The sequence below is a fragment of the Nonomuraea sp. NPDC049607 genome (genome assembly GCF_040675375.1).
Lineage (GTDB): Bacteria > Actinomycetota > Actinomycetes > Streptosporangiales > Streptosporangiaceae > Nonomuraea.
Genome location: NZ_JBFAOV010000001.1, coordinates 56,285 through 71,537, shown reverse-complemented (window position 1 = coordinate 71,537; position 15,253 = coordinate 56,285). Strand labels below are relative to the sequence as shown.

Sequence of the window (15,253 nt, the reverse complement as noted above, 5' to 3'; positions counted from 1 at the left end):
GGCGCGCAGGCGGTGAACCTCCTCACGCAGCCGCAGAGCTTCGTTCTCGAGCTCGAGAATCCGCTTGATGCCCGCGAGGTTGATGCCCTCCTCCTGGGAGAGCCGCTGGACCTCGCGGAGCTGGATGATGTCTCTTGTGGAGTAGAGGCGGCCGCGCCCGGCGGTGCGGCCGGGGCTGACCAGGCCGAGCCGGTCGTACTGGCGCAGCGTCTGCGGATGGAGCCCGGAGAGCTGCGCGGCCACCGAAATCACATAAACAGGAGTGTCGTCGGACAGGTCGAAATAGTTGGCGTCCATCGGCTACTCGCTTCTGGCTCGCTGAATGAGATCGGCCCGCGGGTCGTCGCCCACGGTCGCGGTGTTGAACTCGTTGAGGAGCTCGCGAGACTTGTCGTCGAGCGTCTTCGGGACGAGCACCTCGACACTGGCGAGCAGGTCACCCTTGGTGCCGTCCTTGCGGGTGACGCCTCTGCCCCGCACGCGGAACGTGCGGCCGTTGGGCGTGCCCGCCGGGATGCGCAGGGTCACCGGCATGCCCTTGAGGATCGGCACCTTGATCTCGGCGCCCAGCGCTGCCTCCGTGAACGTCACGGGGACGGTGATCGTGAGGTTGTCGCCCGCCCTGCCGAACACGTGGTGCGGCTTGACGTGCGTCAGGATGTAGAGATCGCCGGCCGGGCCGCCGTTCTCGCCCGGCGCGCCCTTGGCCTTGAGCTTGACCCGCTGCCCGTCGGCCACGCCGGCGGGGATCCTGGCCTGGATCGTACGGGTGCTCTTGGCCCGGCCGCTGCCCTCGCACACGGGGCAGGGGTCGTCCACGAGCAGCCCGCGGCCCTTGCAGTCGCGGCAGGGCTCGGAGAAGGCGAAGTTGCCCAGGTTGCGGCTGGCCGCGCCGGTGCCCTCGCAGGTGGGACAGACCCGGGGGGTCGTGCCCGCCTTGGCGCCGGTGCCGCTGCACCCGGTGCAGGCGGCCGAGCTGGTCAGCCTGAGCGACACCGTGGTGCCCTCGACGGCCTCGGTGAACGAGAGCGTGACCTCGGACTCGACGTCCTGGCCGCGGCGCGGCCTGGTCGCGCTCGTCGTACGGGTGGAGCCCGCCGCCCCGCCCCGGTTGAACAGCCCGCCGAACAGGTCGCCGAGCCGCTCGCCGGCGCCCCCGCCCTGCTGGCCGGCGGTTCCGCCGAACAGGTCGCCGAAGTCGAACGGGAAACCGCCACCGCCGGGGCGCTGACCGCCCACCCCGGACCCGAACAGCGTGCGCGCCTCGTCGTACTCCTTGCGGCGCTTGCCGTCGGACAGGATGTCGTACGCCTCGGAGACCTCCTTGAACTTGGTCTCCTTGGCGGCGTCGCCCTGGTTGGTGTCCGGGTGGTACTGCCTGGCCAGCTTCCGGTACGCCTTCTTGATCTCATCGGCGGTGGCGGTCTTGGGCACACCAAGGACGGCGTAGTAGTCCTTTTCCAGGTAGTCCTTGGTGCTCATCTACGGCCCTTCGTCCTTTGTCAGTTTGCTTCGTCGTCATTGGACGCGGGAGGAGCGTCCTCGGGCTCGGCCACCGCGACCCGTGCCGGGCGCAGCACCCGCTCACCCATCCGGTATCCAGGCTGCAACACCTCGATCGCGGTGGGCTCCGTCACGTCGGGCGAGTAGCTGTGCATCAGCGCCTCGTGGACCGTCGGGTCGAACGGGTCGCCCTTCTGGCCGTAGGCGCTGAGACCCAGCTTGGTGAGCACCGATTCCAGCGATTCCGCCACCTTCGCGAAGCCACCGGTCAGCTCGCCGTGGTCACGGGCCCTTCCGATGTCGTCGAGCACGGGGAGGAGCTCGGTCAGCGCGCCGGCGACGGCCTGCTCGCGGACCGCGACCCGGTCGCGCTCGACCCTTCTGCGGTAGTTCGTGTACTCCGCCTGGAGGCGCTGGAGGTCGGCGGTCCGCTCGGCGAGCTGGGCCGCCAGCTCACCGTCGTGGGCCGCCGCCGGCGCCTGCTCGGCGGGCGCCTCGGGCTGCCCGCCCGAGGTCTCCCGAACCTCACCCGTCTCCGGGTCGATCTTGCGCTTGTCGCGGATCACCGGCTCCTCGTGCCCGTTGTCACGCGCCGGCATCACTGGTCCTTCTTCGGCTGGTCTTCGTCGACGATCTCGGCTTCGACCACGTCGTCGTCGGCCTTGGCGCCCTGACCGGCCGTGGCGTCCTGCGGAGCGCCCTCGGGACCGGCCTGCTGGCCCTGGCTCGCGGCGTAGATCGCCGAGCCCATCTTCTGGCTGACCGTGGCGAGCTTCTCCGCGGAGGTGCGGATGACGTCGGTGTCGGTGCCCTCAAGAGCCTTCTTCAGCTCGGCCAGGGCGTCGTTGACCTCGGTCTTGATGTCGCCGGGGACCTTGTCGTCGTTCTCGCGGAGGAACTTCTCCGTCTGGTAGGCCAGACCGTCCGCGTTGTTGCGGACCTCGGCCTCCTCGCGGCGCTTCTTGTCCTCCTCGGCGTACGACTCGGCCTCGCGCATCATGCGCGCGATGTCGTCCTTCGGCAGCGCGGAGCCGCCGGTGATCGTCATCGTCTGCTCCTTGCCCGTGCCCAGGTCCTTGGCGGAGACGTTGACGATGCCGTTGGCGTCGATGTCGAAGGTGACCTCGATCTGCGGGATGCCGCGCGGCGCCGGGGCGATGCCGGTCAGCTCGAAGGTGGCCAGCTTCTTGTTGTACGAGGCGATCTCGCGCTCGCCCTGGTAGACCTGGATCTGCACCGACGGCTGGTTGTCCTCGGCCGTGGTGAAGACCTCCGAGCGCTTGGTCGGGATCGTCGTGTTGCGCTCGATGATCTTGGTGAAGATGCCGCCCTTGGTCTCGATGCCCAGCGACAGCGGGGTCACGTCGAGCAGGAGGACGTCCTTGACCTCACCCTTGAGCACGCCGGCCTGGAGAGCCGCGCCGATGGCGACGACCTCGTCGGGGTTGACGCCCTTGTTGGGCTCCTTGCCGCCGGTCAGCTCGCGGACGAGCTCGGTGACGGCGGGCATACGGGTCGAGCCGCCGACGAGCACCACGTGGGCGATGTCGGAGACCTTGATGCCGGCGTCCTTGATGACCTGGTGGAACGGGCCCTTGGTCCGCTCGAGCAGGTCGGCCGTCAGGCGCTGGAACTCGGCCCTGGTCAGCTTCTCGTCGAGGTGCAGCGGGCCCTCGGAGGAAGCGGTGATGTAGGGCAGGTTGATGGTGGTCTCGGCCTGGCTGGACAGCTCGATCTTGGCCTTCTCCGCCGCCTCACGCAGGCGCTGGAGGGCCATCTTGTCCTTGGCGAGGTCGACGCCGTGGGCGTTCTGGAAGCGTTTGACGAGCTCGTCGACCACGCGCTGGTCCCAGTCGTCGCCACCGAGGTGGTTGTCGCCGGAGGTGGCCTTGACCTCGACGAAGCCGTGGCCGTCCTCCTGGCCGACGTCGAGCAGCGACACGTCGAAGGTGCCGCCGCCGAGGTCGAAGACCAGGATCGTCTGGTCCTGCTCCTTGTCGAGCCCGTAGGCGAGGGCCGCGGCGGTCGGCTCGTTGATGATGCGGAGCACGTTGAGGCCCGCGACCGTGCCGGCCTCCTTGGTGGCCTGGCGCTGGGCGTCGTTGAAGTACGCCGGGACGGTGACCACCGCGTCGGTGATCTTCTCGCCCAGGTACGCCTCGGCGTCCTGCTTCAGCTTCTGCAGCACGAAGGCGCTGATCTGCTGGGGGGAGAACTTCTTGCCGTCGATCTCCTGGGACCAGTTGGTGCCCATCTCGCGCTTGACCGAGCGGATCGTCCGGTCAACGTTGGTGACGGCCTGCCGCTTGGCGACCTCGCCCACCAGGACCTCGCCGTTCTTCGCGAAGGCGACCACGGACGGCGTGGTCCGCGAGCCCTGCGCGTTGGCGATGACGGTGGGCTCACCGCCCTCGAGGATCGAGACGACGGAGTTGGTCGTCCCAAGGTCGATACCTACCGCACGTGCCATGAGTACGTCCTTGTAGTCAAAGTTGAGTCGGTTGGACTCAAGCTACGGATGCGTGTCGTCTTTGTCAAACGACTTGAGCCTACCCGACTCAACCCCTCTGAGCGTGAAAGCATTCCCGGCAATCGGGCAACAACCACCGCGATTCCACACAACACGCGTAACGGGGGCGAACGCTTGGTGGTTCCACCCGATCGCAGGGCGGACCTGTTCGACCTGCGACTTCACCGAGATCCACCGGTACATCGCCCGCCGCCTCCCCGTCAGGCGGTGGCGGGCGCTCGGCAGGGCGGCCGGCCGCCAGGACGCGGGTCACGAGGAGGACGTCCTCGACCGCGTGGACGCCGCCCGCTTCACCAGGCTGCCGCTGCGTCCCGACCGGCGGGCCATGGTGCTCCGGTTCCTGGCGGGCCTGCCCGCCACCGACGCGCGCGGCGTCGTCCGTGACCCCGAGGGCAGGCCGGGACTGGAGGTGGCCATCGAGCCGAAGGCGTCGCGCGTCGAGGAGCCGCAACCCAACGTGCTGCTCCTCGACCAGGGCACGGGCGAGCCGCTCACCGCAGCCGCCTACGCGACCACGACCGCGGGGGACAGGCCGTGACGTACCTGCCGGGGAACGGCTGGACCGACGCACGCCCGGCCGTTCCCAAGGACTGCCGGCGCCTCGGACGCTAGGGCTTCGCGCCGTCCACGAGCTTGCGCTTGCCGAGGGCGTGCTTGAGCTTGACGGTCGTGGTCTTCTCCACGGCCAGCATGATGCAGGAGACGCTCTTGGCCTTGGGGGAGGTGCCCTCGTACAGGGTGATGGTGACCTTCTTGGCGGTCTCCTTGACCTTGACCTCGTCCAGCACGGTGCACGGCTCGACGCCCGACCACCAGGTGAGCCTCACCTGCTTGCCACGTGAGACGGGCGTGGCCTTGGTCCAGCGGACCTTGTGCACGTTGATGGCGTCGCCGACCGGCTTGACCGGCTCAGGCCCCTTGGTCGGGCCGGTGGTGACCGGTGTCACGGAGTGCTCGACGGGCGCCTGCGGCAACGGGCGGGCGGCCGGCGGCGCTGTGGCACAACTCGTCGCGAGCACCAGAGAACCGGCGAGAAGAGTCGCTGTCGTCATTGTGCGCATATCCATAAGACGAAAAGGGCAGGCCCGCGGTTCAGCGATATACCCAGGAAGTGGGCGGTTAGTGTGGGTCACGTGCTTCGTCAGGCAATGCTGGCCGTCTCCAAGAGCGAACGCGCCGAACGCGTCATCACCACTTCGCCGCTGACCAGGGACGTGGTCAAGCGATACGTCGCCGACGACGTCGGCGGGATCATCCGCGAGCTGTCCCACGAGGGCCTGCTCGTGACCGTCGACCACCTGGGCGAGGAGGTGACCGACCGGCGGCAGGCCGAGGAGGCCGTGCGCGAGTACCTGTCGCTCCTCGACCGGCTCCCGCCCGGCGGCGACGCCTCGGTCAAGCTGACCGCGCTCGGGCTGCGGCTGTCGGAGCAGGTCGCGCTGGACAACGCGGCCACCATCTGCGAGGCGGCCGCGCCCCGCGGCATCACGGTCACGCTCGACGCCGAGGAGCACGACACGATCGGCGGCCTGCACTTCGTCCACGCCACGCTGCGCAAGGAGCATCCCGACGTCGGGATCGTGGTCCAGGCGTACCTGCCGGACGCGCTCGAACGCTGCGAGAAGCTGGTCGGCGCCCGCGTACGGCTCTGCAAGGGGGCCTACACCGCCCCCGGCGCGTACAGCAGGCCGGCCGACATCGACCGCTCGTTCGTGCGCTGCCTCAGGATCCTCATGGCGGGCACCGGCTACCCCATGATCGCCACGCACGACCCGAGGATGATCCAGATCGCCTCCACCCTGGCCGTGCTCGACGGCCGCGACGTCAACGGCTTCGAGTACCAGATGTTGTACGGCGTGCGCCCCGCCGAGCAGCGCCGCCTGGCCGGTCTGGGCGGCCAGGTGCGCGTGTACGTCCCGTACGGCGCCGACTGGTACGCCTACCTCATGCGCCGCCTGGCCGAACGCCCCCGCAACCTGGCCTTCTTCCTCAGATCGCTGCTGTCGAGAGGCTAGTAGGCTGGGCCCGCGTCCGTTCCCCTCCGAGAGGTCGAGATGATCGCGATTCTGGGCACCGGCAAGATGGGCGAGGCCCTGCTGTCCGGGCTGCTGCGCGCCGGGTTCGAGCCGGGCGACATCATGGCGACCAGCCGCAGGCCGGAGCGGGCGCAGGCGCTGCGCGAGACCTACGGCGTGCGCACGGTCGACAACGCCGAGGCGGCCAAGGCGGCCGACACCCTGATCCTGGCCGTCAAGCCCCAGGACATGGCGACCCTGCTGGCCGAGATCGCCCCCTACGTCCCGGCCGACCGCCTGGTCATCTCTGCGGCGGCCGGCATCACCACCGCGTTCGTGGAGCAGCGGCTCGGCGTCGAGGTGCCGGTGGTCCGGGTCATGTCCAACACGCCGATCAAGTTCGACGAGGCGATGAGCGTGATCTCGGCGGGCGCGCACGCGGGCGAGGAGCACCTGAAGCTCACCGAGGGCCTGCTCAAGCCGGTCGGCAAGGTGCTGCGCATCCCCGAGTCCCAGCAGGACGCCGCGACCGCGCTGTCCGGCAGTGGCCCCGCCTACTTCTTCTACCTGGTCGAGGCCATGGTCGACGCGGGCATCCTGCTCGGCATGCCGCGGGCGGCCGCGCTCGACATGGTCACCCAGTCGATCGTCGGCGCGGCCGTGATGCTGCGCGACTCCGGTGAGCACCCGGTGATCCTGCGGGAGGCCGTCACCTCGCCGGGCGGCACCACGATCGCGGCCATCGCCGAGCTTGAGCGCCACAGCGTGCGCGCCGCCTTCCTGGCCGCCATCGAGGCCGCCCGCGACCGGGGGCGCCAGCTCGCCTCGGGCTGACCGGCGGCCGTGCGGCTCAGGCGTCCCGCCGCTGCATGAGGACGGCCCCGGCGACCACCGCGACGGCGACCCAGAGCAGGTAGACGCCGAGCCCGCTCCACGGCCCCAGCGGGTTGCCGGGCTGGTCCATCACGACCTCCATGCCGGCGTTGGTGGTGAAGTGGTGGGAGACGGTCTTGCCCCACTGGCCGGGCAGCATGCCGGTGAGCTGCGGCAGCACCAGCATCAGCGCGATGGCCGAGACGAGCGCGCCCGGCGTGTGCCGGACCACCGTGCCGAGCCCGAGCCCGAACAGGCCGCAGGCGGTGAGGTAGAGCCCGGCCCCGAGCACGGACCGCGCCGTCGCGCCCAGGTCGACCGAGGCCGGCTGGATGATCGCCAGGCCGACGGCCACCGCGGCGGCCGACGCGATCGTGCTGACGACCAGCGCCGTCGCGGTGAACACCACGACCTTGCCGCCGAGCAGCCTCATCCGCCGCGGCACCGCCATCATCGACGTGCGGATGCCGCCGGTCCGGTACTCGCTGGAGATCACCAGCACGCCCAGGGTGGCGATGGCCAGCGAGGCGAACATGATGCCGGTGAGGCCCGCCATGACGGCCTGGTCACCGGGGATGGGCCGCCCGTCGGCCGTGGCCTTGGACGCGAACGAGATGAGCCCGCCCAGGCCGATCATGAGCAGGGCGGTGACGGCGAGCGTCCACACCGTCGACCGCACCGAACGGATCTTGGTCCATTCGGACCTCAGGATGTCTGTCATGACGAGTACTCCACACTGTCCTTGGTGAGCTCCATGTAGGCCGCTTCGAGCGAGGGCTGCACGAACGTCAGCTCCTCCAGGGGGATCCCGGCCCGCGCGGTCAGGGTGCCGATCTCCAGCGTGCTCATCGCGGTGACGCGCAGGTGGTCCGGGTACAGCTCGCCCACCTTGACCAGGTCCGCGACCTCGGCCAGGCGCGGGGAGCGCACCCGTACGTAGCCCTGGGAGCTGCGTCCGATGAACTCCTGCACGCTCGTGTCGGCGATCAGCCGTCCCCGGCCGATGACGACCAGGTGGTCGGCCGTCTGGGCCATCTCGCTCATGAGGTGGCTGGAGACGAACACCGTCCGCCCCTCGGCGGCCAGCTTGCGCATGAACGTGCGGATCCACAGGATGCCGTCGGGGTCGAGCCCGTTGACCGGCTCGTCGAAGAGCAGGATCTCGGGGTCGCCGAGCAGCGCGGCCGCGATGCCGAGGCGCTGCGACATGCCGAGCGAGAAGCCGCCGATCCGTCGTCGCGCCACCTCGCGCAGGCCGACGGACTCCAGCACCTCGTTCACCCGGCTCGCCGGGATGCCGTTGCTCTGGGCGATGGCCAGCAGATGGTTGCGGGCGCTGCGCCCGCCGTGCACGGCCTTGGCGTCCAGCAGCGCGCCCACCTTGCGCAGCGGGTGCCGGTGCTCCTGGTACGGCCGCCCGTCCACCAGCACGGATCCGCCGGAGGGCCGGTCGAGGCCCAGGATCATGCGCATGGTCGTGGACTTGCCGGCGCCGTTCGGCCCGAGGAACCCGGTCACCTGACCGGGCTCGACGTCGAATGACAGGTCCGCGACGGCATGGGTGCCGCCGTAGCGCTTGCTCAGGTTGGTTGCGCGAATCGCCGTCATGCACTCAAGCGTGCCGTCGGCGGCCCGCGTTCCTCTTCGGCCGTGAGGACGTTCTTGCCGGGCGCCGCCTGGGAGCCTGGTCCTAGTCTCCAGGTTTGATCAGCGCCGCCTCGTACGCGGCGATCACCGCCTGGGCCCGATCCCTGACCCCGATCTTGGCGAACAGGCTGGTCACGTGGTTCTTGACGGTCGAGGGGGAGACCGCCAGCTCCCCGGCGATCTCGGTGTTCGACCGGCCCCTGGCGATCAGGACGAGGATCTCCCGCTCGCGCTCGGTCAGCGCCTCCAGCACGCGCGGCACGGGCGCGGCCGGCGGCCTCGACGCCCGGACGAACGTGCCGATCAGCCGGGTCAGCAGGCGCGGCGCGACCGCCGACTCGCCCCGGTGCACCACGCGGACGCCCTCGATCAGCTCCTCGGGGGAGACGTCCTTGGGCAGGAAGCCGTCGGCGCCCGCCCTGAGCGCCGCGACCACGTTCTCGTCCAGATCGAACGTGCTCAGCGCGAGCACCCGCACGCCCGGCAGCTCCGAGGTGATCAGCTCGGTCGCCCGCACGCCGTCGAGCCCCGGCATGTGCAGGTCCATCAGCACCACGTCGGGCCGCAGCCGCCGGCTCAGCTCGACGGCCCGCTCGCCGTCGGCGGCCTCGCCCACCACCGACAGGTCGGGCTGGGCGTCGAGCATCAGCCTGAACCCCTTGCGCACCAGCTCGTGGTCGTCGACCAGCAGCACCGTGATCATGTTGCCTCCAGGGGGATGCGGGCGTGCACCCGGAATCCTCCCCCGGGACGCGGGCCGGTCGAAAGCCTTCCGCCGCACAGCGCGACCCGCTCGGCCATGCCGCCGAGCCCGAACCCGGGCGTGCCGCCCTGCTGGGCCACCCCGTCGTCGAGCACTTCGATCTCGACCGCCGCGGACCCGTAGGCCAGGAGCACGCTGGCCCGCGCGCCGCTCGCGTGCTTGCGGGTGTTGGTCAGGGCCTCCTGCACGATCCGGTAGACGGCGTGGTCCACGGCCGAGGGCAGGGTCACCGGCTCGCCCGTGACGGTCAGGCTGGCGGGCAGCCCGGCGCTCCTGGCCTCGCCGATGAGCGCGGGCAGCCGGTCGGCGCCCACGCCGGTCGCGGCGTCCGGGCCGTCGTTGCCGTCCGCGCGCAGGACGTGCAGCAGCCGGCGCATCTCCGACATCGCCTGGCGGGCGGTCTGCTGGGCGCTCTCCAGCGCCTCGCGGGTGACCTCCTGCTCGGGTGCGAGTGTGGCCCGCGCGCCGCCGACCAGGGCGTTGATCACCGTGATGTGGTGCGCGACGACGTCGTGCAGCTCCCTCGCGATGCGCCGCCGCTCGGTCTGTACGGCCGCGTCGGCGGCCTCCCGCCTGCCGCGTTCGTTCAGCTCGGCCCTGGCCTTGACCAGCGCGCCGATCCCGGCCGGGATCGCGACGACGAAGGCGCCGGCCAGGAACTGGCCGAGGCCCGGCCCCTTGATCTCCATCACCGCGCCGTAGGCGACCATCCCCGCGACGGTCGTGACCAGCGACGGACGGCCGGAGGAGTAGCGCGCCAGGCTGTAGAAGGCGATGGCCTCCGGAACTGTGGCCGACGTCACCATCCCCGCCGCGATGCCGATCACGTCGAGCGCCGTGACGGCCGCCGCCACCGGCACCGGCCTGCTCCGGCGGACCAGCAGCAGCACGCTGGTCAGCAGGAAGTGCGCCGACCCCAAAGCCCCCGCCATCCCCGTCTGGAAGGACGAGAGGAGCAGCCCGAGGCCCGCGAGCACGGCGAGCACGACCACGATCGTGGTGTCGAAAACCCGGGGTCGTCGGAAGAAATTCAAGATTCTGAGGAAAGGTCGCGCCCAGCGCACCATAAAACACTAAGTCACGAAATTGCTGATGCGACCGAAGGCGTCCGCGACGATCACCCGGGCTACAACCAGAAGAGGGCGCTGCGGTAACGTCGGCGCAAGGTGAGGGAGCGCGCGAAGGGCGAGGCATGAGCCGAACGGCACGGGTCATCTGGGACGAAGCTCTCACCTCCTACAATTTCGGCCCAAGCCACCCATTGGCACCCATCAGGGTCGAGCTGACGATCGCGCTCGCCCGCGCGCTCGGCGTCCTCGACAAGGTCGAGATGGCCGGCTGCGCGCCCGCCGACGACGACGAGCTGGCCCTGGTCCACGACCGCGGCTACATCGAGGCGGTCAAAGGCGTCTCGGTCGCCGGCGTGCCCGACCTGCGGGCCGGGCTCGGCACCACCGACAACCCCGCCTTCAAGGGCGTGCACGAGGCGTCCGCGCTGATCGCGGGGGCGTCCCTGGCGGCGGCGCGCGCGGTCTGGGAGGGCGCGGCCGAGCACGCGGTCAACGTCGCGGGCGGGCTCCACCACGCCATGCCGGCCGCCGCCAGCGGCTTCTGCGTCTACAACGACCCCGCCCTGGCCATCGCCTGGCTGCTGGAGCAGGGGGCCACGCGGGTGGCGTACGTGGACGTCGACGTCCACCACGGCGACGGCGTGCAGGCCGTCTTCTACGACGACCCGCGCGTGCTGACGATCAGCCTGCACGAGAGCCCCCGCACGCTGTTCCCCGGCACCGGCTTCCCCCACGAGACCGGCGCGGACGGAACGGCCGTCAACGTGGCGCTCCCGGCCGGCTGCGGCGACTCCGGCTGGCTGCGCGCCTTCCACGCGGTCGTGCCGCCGCTGCTGCGCGAGTTCGACCCTGAGATCCTGGTCACCCAGCACGGCTGCGACAGCCACGCCCTCGACCCCCTCGCCAACCTCATGCTCAGCATCGACGGCCAGCGCGCCGCCTACGCCGCCCTGCACGAGCTGGCGCACGAGACGGCGGGCGGCCGGTGGATCGCGGTGGGCGGCGGCGGTTACGAGCTCGTCCAGGTCGTGCCGCGCATCTGGACGCACCTCATCGCCGAGGCCGCCGGCCATCCCGTCGATCCGGCCACGCCCACCCCCGAGAGCTGGCGTCAGTACGTCAGAGAGCGCACCGGCGAGGTGCCCCCGCTGACCATGACCGATGGACGACACCCGGAATTTCACGACTTCTCCGACGGTTATGACCCAGCGGACCCCATCGACCGTGCGGTCATGGCGACCCGGCGCGCGGTGTTCCCCCTGCACGGCCTCGACCCGATGCCCTGACGACGCTTGACGTGCCCCTGATGAGGAAGACCTGTGCTGAGCCGCGACGAACTCCGCCGACACCTGATCCGAACCCGCATCGCCGGTGACGTCGCGACGTCGCGCGAGAACAATCTCGACCACTACAGCTCGCTGGCCAACCGCGACCCCTACTACATGCTCGGTCTGACGTTCGAGCAGCCGTGGTCCTTCCGGGACGTCCTCGCCCTGATGGCCAAGTCGGCGGGCGTGGTCGCCGATCCCGGTCACCGCCGGGGCCAGGACACCATCGACGCCGACCTGACGATCGACGCGATCGACGCCATGGCCGATCGGATCGCGTCCGTGCTGGCGCGGCCGGCCCCGCGCGTGCTGTTCGCCACCGGGCACCCGACCGGGCTGCTCGCCGTCCACCTGCCGCTGGCCAGGTTCGCCGTCGAGCGCGGCGCGACCCTGCTCACCCCGGCCGAGGGCTGGACGTACGCCGGCTCCGACTTCGGCCGTCCGCGCCGCCTGCGCTACCTCCAGGACGTCGCCATGCTGGACGACCGCGGCGGCTTCGTGCACACCCACGACTCGGCCCCGATGCGGCACATGCTCGACGAGCTCGAAGGCGAGCTGCCCGACCTGGTGATCGCCGACCACGGCTGGGCGGGAGCGGCGGGCGAGGCGGGGGTGCCGACGGTGGCCTTCGCCGACAGCAACGACCCCGGACTGTTCCTCGGCGAGGCCGAGGGAAAGATCGACGTGGTCGTGCCACTCGACGACAATGTGCTACCGCGCTATTACGCTCCGCTGACCGAGCGGTTGGTCACTCTGGTCTCACGAGCCCTTTGAGTCGAAAACGGCCCTCCCCATACCGTCTTTTCGCGCCTGCATTCCAAGAGGCTCGCTGTCCCTTTGCCAACTTTTGATGGTGCTTGGGCGACTCTTATGTGTGGCAACTTGGACAGTTCCAAGGTCCAGGCGAGGTGCTCGGCCTGGCTGCTAACCAGCGACTTTACTGGTCCGGCTGACAGGTGGCTCCGTGGACTGAGAAAATAGGGGGTTTGCGCACCCGGAGTCCCGACTTACGCTGACGGCAGTACACGTGCGTGAGCAATGGCACCAGTGGGGATAACCCGGAAACACGTGCGGAAGAGGCGTCCGATGGGTGCAGGCGAAAGACCTCTCAGCGAGGTGAAGTTCCTGACCGTGGCAGAAGTGGCGACGGTCATGAGGGTGTCCAAGATGACGGTGTACCGGCTCGTCCACTCAGGTGAGCTGCCGGCCATCCGAGTAGGCCGGTCGTTCAGAGTGCCCGAGCAGGCGGTCCACGACTATCTGCGGGAGGCCTACATCGAGGCAGGTTGAAGTAGCGGCGCGCCCGAACGCGCCGTGAATTCGGTCGCGGGAGAGGCCCGGCCTGCGCACCACGAGGCCGGGCTTTCGCCCCCCAAGGGGCGATCCACCTCGGATCGCCGGTAGTCTGTCACCCGGTGTGCGCTCGCACATCGATTCAGACTTGCTATCAGTACCTGGGGGTCCCGTGGGCTCTGTGATCAAGAAGCGCCGCAAGCGGATGGCCAAGAAGAAGCACCGCAAGCTGCTCAAGAAGACGCGCATCCAGCGGCGTAACAAGAAGTAACCGACGCAGCTGCGAGGCGCTGATGACCCACACCGTGCTTGTCACCGGGGTCTCGCGCCACATAGGCGCCCGGGTGGCGAGCGTCCTCGCGGCTGACCCGGAGATCAGCCGCGTCATCGGAGTGGACACCGTGCCGCCCCCCTCGCTGACGCGGGACGGCGGCATCACTCTGGGCCGGACGGAGTTCGTCCGGGTCGATCTGCGCAGCCCCGACATCGCTCAGGTGATCGCGGCCGCGGACATCGACACCGTTGTGCACATGAGCCTGGTCAGCGCCCCGTCCAAGGGCGACGGCAGGGCTGCCATGAAGGAGCACAACGTCATAGGCACCATGCAACTGCTCGGTGCCTGCCAGCGGTCGTCGACCGTGCGGCGCGTGGTGGTGCGCTCCACCACCGCCGTCTACGGCTCGTCCCCGCGCGATCCGGCGGTGTTCACCGAGGACCTGGAGCCGCACGAAGGCCCCGTCCACGGCTACGCCAAGGACGCGGCCGAGGTCGAGGGCTACGTGCGCGGGTTCGCGCGCCGCCGGCCCGACGTCACGGTGTCGCTGCTGCGCTTCGCCAACTTCATGGGTCCGGGCGTCGACTCGCCGCTCACGCGTTACTTCACCCAGCCCGTCCTGCCGACGGTGTTCGGCTTCGATCCGCGGTTGCAGTTCGTCCATGAGGACGACGCGGTCGAGGTGCTGCGCAGGATGGCGAACGAAGACCACCCCGGCACGTTCAACGTGGCCGGGGCAGGCGTGTTGCTGCTGTCGCAGTGCGCGCGCCGGGCGGGGCGGGCGTCGCTGCCGCTGTTCTCGCCGGTCTTCCGCGCGCTCGGCAACACCGTGCGCCGGGTGGGCCTCGTCGAGTACTCGCCCGAGCAGCTCCGGCTGATGAGTTACGGCCGGGCGGTCGACACCTCCAAGCTGGAGGCCGAGCTGGGCTGGCGGCCCAAGTACACCACCGCGGCGGCCTTCGACGACTTCGTGCGTTCGCGGGGTATGCATCCGTTCGGAGGTGTGCGTCCGTGAGCGTGCCGCACGACGAAGAGGAGGGCCGCGTGATCCCGATCCGCGCCGCGCCCTCCTTCGAGGAGCCCGATCCGCTGGCCCGGGTGCTGGCGTTCGTCCGCCGGCGCATCACCGGCGAGTACGACGTCGACGAGTTCGGCTACGACCCCGAGCTGACCGACAAGGTGCTGCTCGAACTGATCAGGCCGCTCTACCACCACTGGTTCAGGGTGGAGACGGCCGAGCTGAAGAACGTGCCCGCCGAGGGCGGCGCGCTGGTGGTGGCCAACCACTCGGGCACGCTGCCGGTCGACGCGCTCATGATGCAGGTCGCGCTGCACGACGAGGCGGGGCGGGCCGTCCGCCTGCTCGGGGCCGACCTGGTCTACCAGCTTCCGCTGCTCGGCCATCTGTCCCGCAAGACCGGCCACACCCTGGCCTGCCCCGAGGACGCCGACCGGCTGCTGCGCAAGGGCGAGCTGGTCGGGGTGTTCCCCGAGGGGTTCAAGGGGGTCGGCAAGCCGTTCTCCGAGCGCTACAAGCTGCAGCGGTTCGGCCGGGGCGGGTTCGTGGCCTCGGCGATCCGCGCGGGCGTGCCGATCGTCCCCACGGCCATCGTGGGGGCCGAGGAGATCTATCCGAAGATCGGCGACCTGAAGTTCCTGGCCCGCCTGCTCGGCGTCCCCTACCTGCCGATCACGCCGTTCTTCCCGCTGCTCGGGCCGCTCGGGCTGGTGCCGCTGCCGTCGAAGTGGATGATCGAGTTCGGCGAGCCGATCCGCACCGACGAGTACGAGCCCGCCGCGGCGGACGACCCGATGCTGGTGTTCAACCTGACCGACCACGTGCGCGAGGTCATCCAGCAGATGCTCAACGAGTTGCGGCTGCGCAGAGGGCCGGCCTTCCCGCCGCTTCTGTGAGAGTGCAACCGGTCGCGCATGGCCGGTGTTCTTCCCGGTGTAG

At 70.1% G+C, this 15,253-nt stretch carries 17 protein-coding genes and 1 pseudogene; 9 read left to right on the top strand and 9 right to left on the bottom strand.

What is annotated here, in order from left to right:
• Positions 1-15: 15 nt before the first annotated feature.
• From AB0J97_RS00400 to dnaK, 4 genes and pseudogenes are all read right to left on the bottom strand, one after another.
• Positions 16-297, bottom strand: a pseudogene (locus AB0J97_RS00400) (helix-turn-helix transcriptional regulator); the annotation flags it as partial.
• 3 nt (positions 298-300) lie between these two features.
• On the bottom strand, positions 301-1,482 hold the full coding sequence (gene dnaJ / locus AB0J97_RS00395) for a molecular chaperone DnaJ (protein ID WP_364082645.1): 1,182 nt from the start codon (positions 1,480-1,482) through the stop codon (positions 301-303).
• Between the two features lie 20 nt (positions 1,483-1,502).
• A complete protein-coding gene (grpE, locus tag AB0J97_RS00390; protein ID WP_357692490.1) occupies positions 1,503-2,102 on the bottom strand; it encodes a nucleotide exchange factor GrpE in 600 nt (199 codons plus the stop codon).
• A complete protein-coding gene (gene dnaK / locus AB0J97_RS00385; protein ID WP_357692488.1) occupies positions 2,102-3,973 on the bottom strand; it encodes a molecular chaperone DnaK in 1,872 nt (623 codons plus the stop codon). The genes grpE and dnaK overlap by 1 nt, the downstream gene beginning before the upstream one ends.
• A 334-nt stretch (positions 3,974-4,307) precedes the next feature.
• Between dnaK and AB0J97_RS00380 the strand changes: the two genes are divergently transcribed.
• Positions 4,308-4,571, top strand: coding sequence for a hypothetical protein (locus tag AB0J97_RS00380; protein WP_364082640.1), 264 nt, complete (start codon positions 4,308-4,310; stop codon positions 4,569-4,571).
• Positions 4,572-4,641: 70 nt separating this feature from the next.
• On the opposite strand, the gene AB0J97_RS00375 is transcribed toward AB0J97_RS00380, so the two are convergent.
• The gene (locus AB0J97_RS00375; RefSeq protein WP_357692484.1) at positions 4,642-5,085 is read right to left on the bottom strand and encodes a hypothetical protein; all 444 of its coding nucleotides are present in this window, start codon (positions 5,083-5,085) and stop codon (positions 4,642-4,644) included.
• Positions 5,086-5,166: 81 nt separating this feature from the next.
• Here AB0J97_RS00375 and AB0J97_RS00370 point away from each other — a divergent pair, with 81 nt between their 5' ends.
• Together AB0J97_RS00370 and proC are read left to right on the top strand one after the other, a co-directional pair.
• Positions 5,167-6,048, top strand: a complete 882-nt coding sequence (locus tag AB0J97_RS00370) for a proline dehydrogenase family protein (protein WP_357692482.1) — start codon at positions 5,167-5,169, stop codon at positions 6,046-6,048.
• A 39-nt stretch (positions 6,049-6,087) separates the two neighbouring features.
• Positions 6,088-6,882 (top strand): pyrroline-5-carboxylate reductase, encoded by a 795-nt coding sequence (gene proC, locus AB0J97_RS00365; RefSeq protein WP_357692480.1) that lies wholly within the window; start codon positions 6,088-6,090, stop codon positions 6,880-6,882.
• A gap of 16 nt (positions 6,883-6,898) precedes the next feature.
• Here proC and AB0J97_RS00360 read toward each other — a convergent pair whose 3' ends face one another.
• The 4 genes from AB0J97_RS00360 to AB0J97_RS00345 all read right to left on the bottom strand — a co-directional run bounded on the left by AB0J97_RS00360 (position 6,899) and on the right by AB0J97_RS00345 (position 10,365).
• Complete coding sequence (locus tag AB0J97_RS00360; protein WP_357692478.1) at positions 6,899-7,642, bottom strand: ABC transporter permease subunit; 744 nt, start codon at positions 7,640-7,642, stop codon at positions 6,899-6,901.
• Entirely contained in the window at positions 7,639-8,529 is an 891-nt protein-coding gene (locus AB0J97_RS00355) for an ABC transporter ATP-binding protein (RefSeq protein ID WP_357692476.1), read from the bottom strand. The genes AB0J97_RS00360 and AB0J97_RS00355 overlap by 4 nt, the downstream gene beginning before the upstream one ends.
• A gap of 82 nt (positions 8,530-8,611) precedes the next feature.
• Positions 8,612-9,271, bottom strand: coding sequence for a response regulator transcription factor (locus AB0J97_RS00350; RefSeq protein WP_357692474.1), 660 nt, complete (start codon positions 9,269-9,271; stop codon positions 8,612-8,614).
• Positions 9,268-10,365, bottom strand: coding sequence for a histidine kinase (locus AB0J97_RS00345; protein WP_364082633.1), 1,098 nt, complete (start codon positions 10,363-10,365; stop codon positions 9,268-9,270). Before AB0J97_RS00345 ends, AB0J97_RS00350 begins: the two co-directional genes overlap by 4 nt.
• A 158-nt stretch (positions 10,366-10,523) precedes the next feature.
• On the opposite strand from AB0J97_RS00345, the gene AB0J97_RS00340 reads away from it, so the two are divergent.
• From AB0J97_RS00340 to AB0J97_RS00315, 6 genes are all read left to right on the top strand, one after another.
• Entirely contained in the window at positions 10,524-11,687 is a 1,164-nt protein-coding gene (locus tag AB0J97_RS00340) for an acetoin utilization protein AcuC (RefSeq protein WP_357692469.1), read from the top strand.
• Between the two features lie 33 nt (positions 11,688-11,720).
• Positions 11,721-12,503: a phosphatase gene (locus AB0J97_RS00335; protein ID WP_357692467.1), complete on the top strand. Its 783-nt coding sequence runs from the start codon at positions 11,721-11,723 to the stop codon at positions 12,501-12,503.
• A 312-nt stretch (positions 12,504-12,815) separates the two neighbouring features.
• Positions 12,816-13,019, top strand: coding sequence for a helix-turn-helix domain-containing protein (locus AB0J97_RS00330; protein WP_026214222.1), 204 nt, complete (start codon positions 12,816-12,818; stop codon positions 13,017-13,019).
• A 175-nt stretch (positions 13,020-13,194) separates the two neighbouring features.
• Positions 13,195-13,293, top strand: a complete 99-nt coding sequence (locus AB0J97_RS00325; protein ID WP_018654693.1) for an AURKAIP1/COX24 domain-containing protein — start codon at positions 13,195-13,197, stop codon at positions 13,291-13,293.
• A 22-nt stretch (positions 13,294-13,315) separates the two neighbouring features.
• Positions 13,316-14,311, top strand: coding sequence for an NAD-dependent epimerase/dehydratase family protein (locus tag AB0J97_RS00320; protein ID WP_364082629.1), 996 nt, complete (start codon positions 13,316-13,318; stop codon positions 14,309-14,311).
• A 29-nt stretch (positions 14,312-14,340) separates the two neighbouring features.
• The gene (locus AB0J97_RS00315) at positions 14,341-15,210 is read left to right on the top strand and encodes a lysophospholipid acyltransferase family protein (RefSeq protein ID WP_357693534.1); all 870 of its coding nucleotides are present in this window, start codon (positions 14,341-14,343) and stop codon (positions 15,208-15,210) included.
• Positions 15,211-15,253: the final 43 nt, after the last annotated feature.

Excerpts from the sequence above, each read along its gene's own strand:
- dnaJ (WP_364082645.1), bottom strand. The coding sequence starts at position 1,482 with ATGAGCACCAAGGACTACCTGGAAAAGGACTACTACGCCGTCCTTGGT.
- grpE (WP_357692490.1), bottom strand. The coding sequence starts at position 2,102 with ATGCCGGCGCGTGACAACGGGCACGAGGAGCCGGTGATCCGCGACAAG.
- dnaK (WP_357692488.1), bottom strand. The coding sequence starts at position 3,973 with ATGGCACGTGCGGTAGGTATCGACCTTGGGACGACCAACTCCGTCGTC.
- AB0J97_RS00375 (WP_357692484.1), bottom strand. The coding sequence starts at position 5,085 with ATGACGACAGCGACTCTTCTCGCCGGTTCTCTGGTGCTCGCGACGAGT.
- proC (WP_357692480.1), top strand. The coding sequence starts at position 6,088 with ATGATCGCGATTCTGGGCACCGGCAAGATGGGCGAGGCCCTGCTGTCC.
- AB0J97_RS00360 (WP_357692478.1), bottom strand. The coding sequence starts at position 7,642 with ATGACAGACATCCTGAGGTCCGAATGGACCAAGATCCGTTCGGTGCGG.
- AB0J97_RS00355 (WP_357692476.1), bottom strand. The coding sequence starts at position 8,529 with ATGACGGCGATTCGCGCAACCAACCTGAGCAAGCGCTACGGCGGCACC.
- AB0J97_RS00350 (WP_357692474.1), bottom strand. The coding sequence starts at position 9,271 with ATGATCACGGTGCTGCTGGTCGACGACCACGAGCTGGTGCGCAAGGGG.
- AB0J97_RS00340 (WP_357692469.1), top strand. The coding sequence starts at position 10,524 with ATGAGCCGAACGGCACGGGTCATCTGGGACGAAGCTCTCACCTCCTAC.
- AB0J97_RS00330 (WP_026214222.1), top strand. The coding sequence starts at position 12,816 with ATGGGTGCAGGCGAAAGACCTCTCAGCGAGGTGAAGTTCCTGACCGTG.
- AB0J97_RS00320 (WP_364082629.1), top strand. The coding sequence starts at position 13,316 with ATGACCCACACCGTGCTTGTCACCGGGGTCTCGCGCCACATAGGCGCC.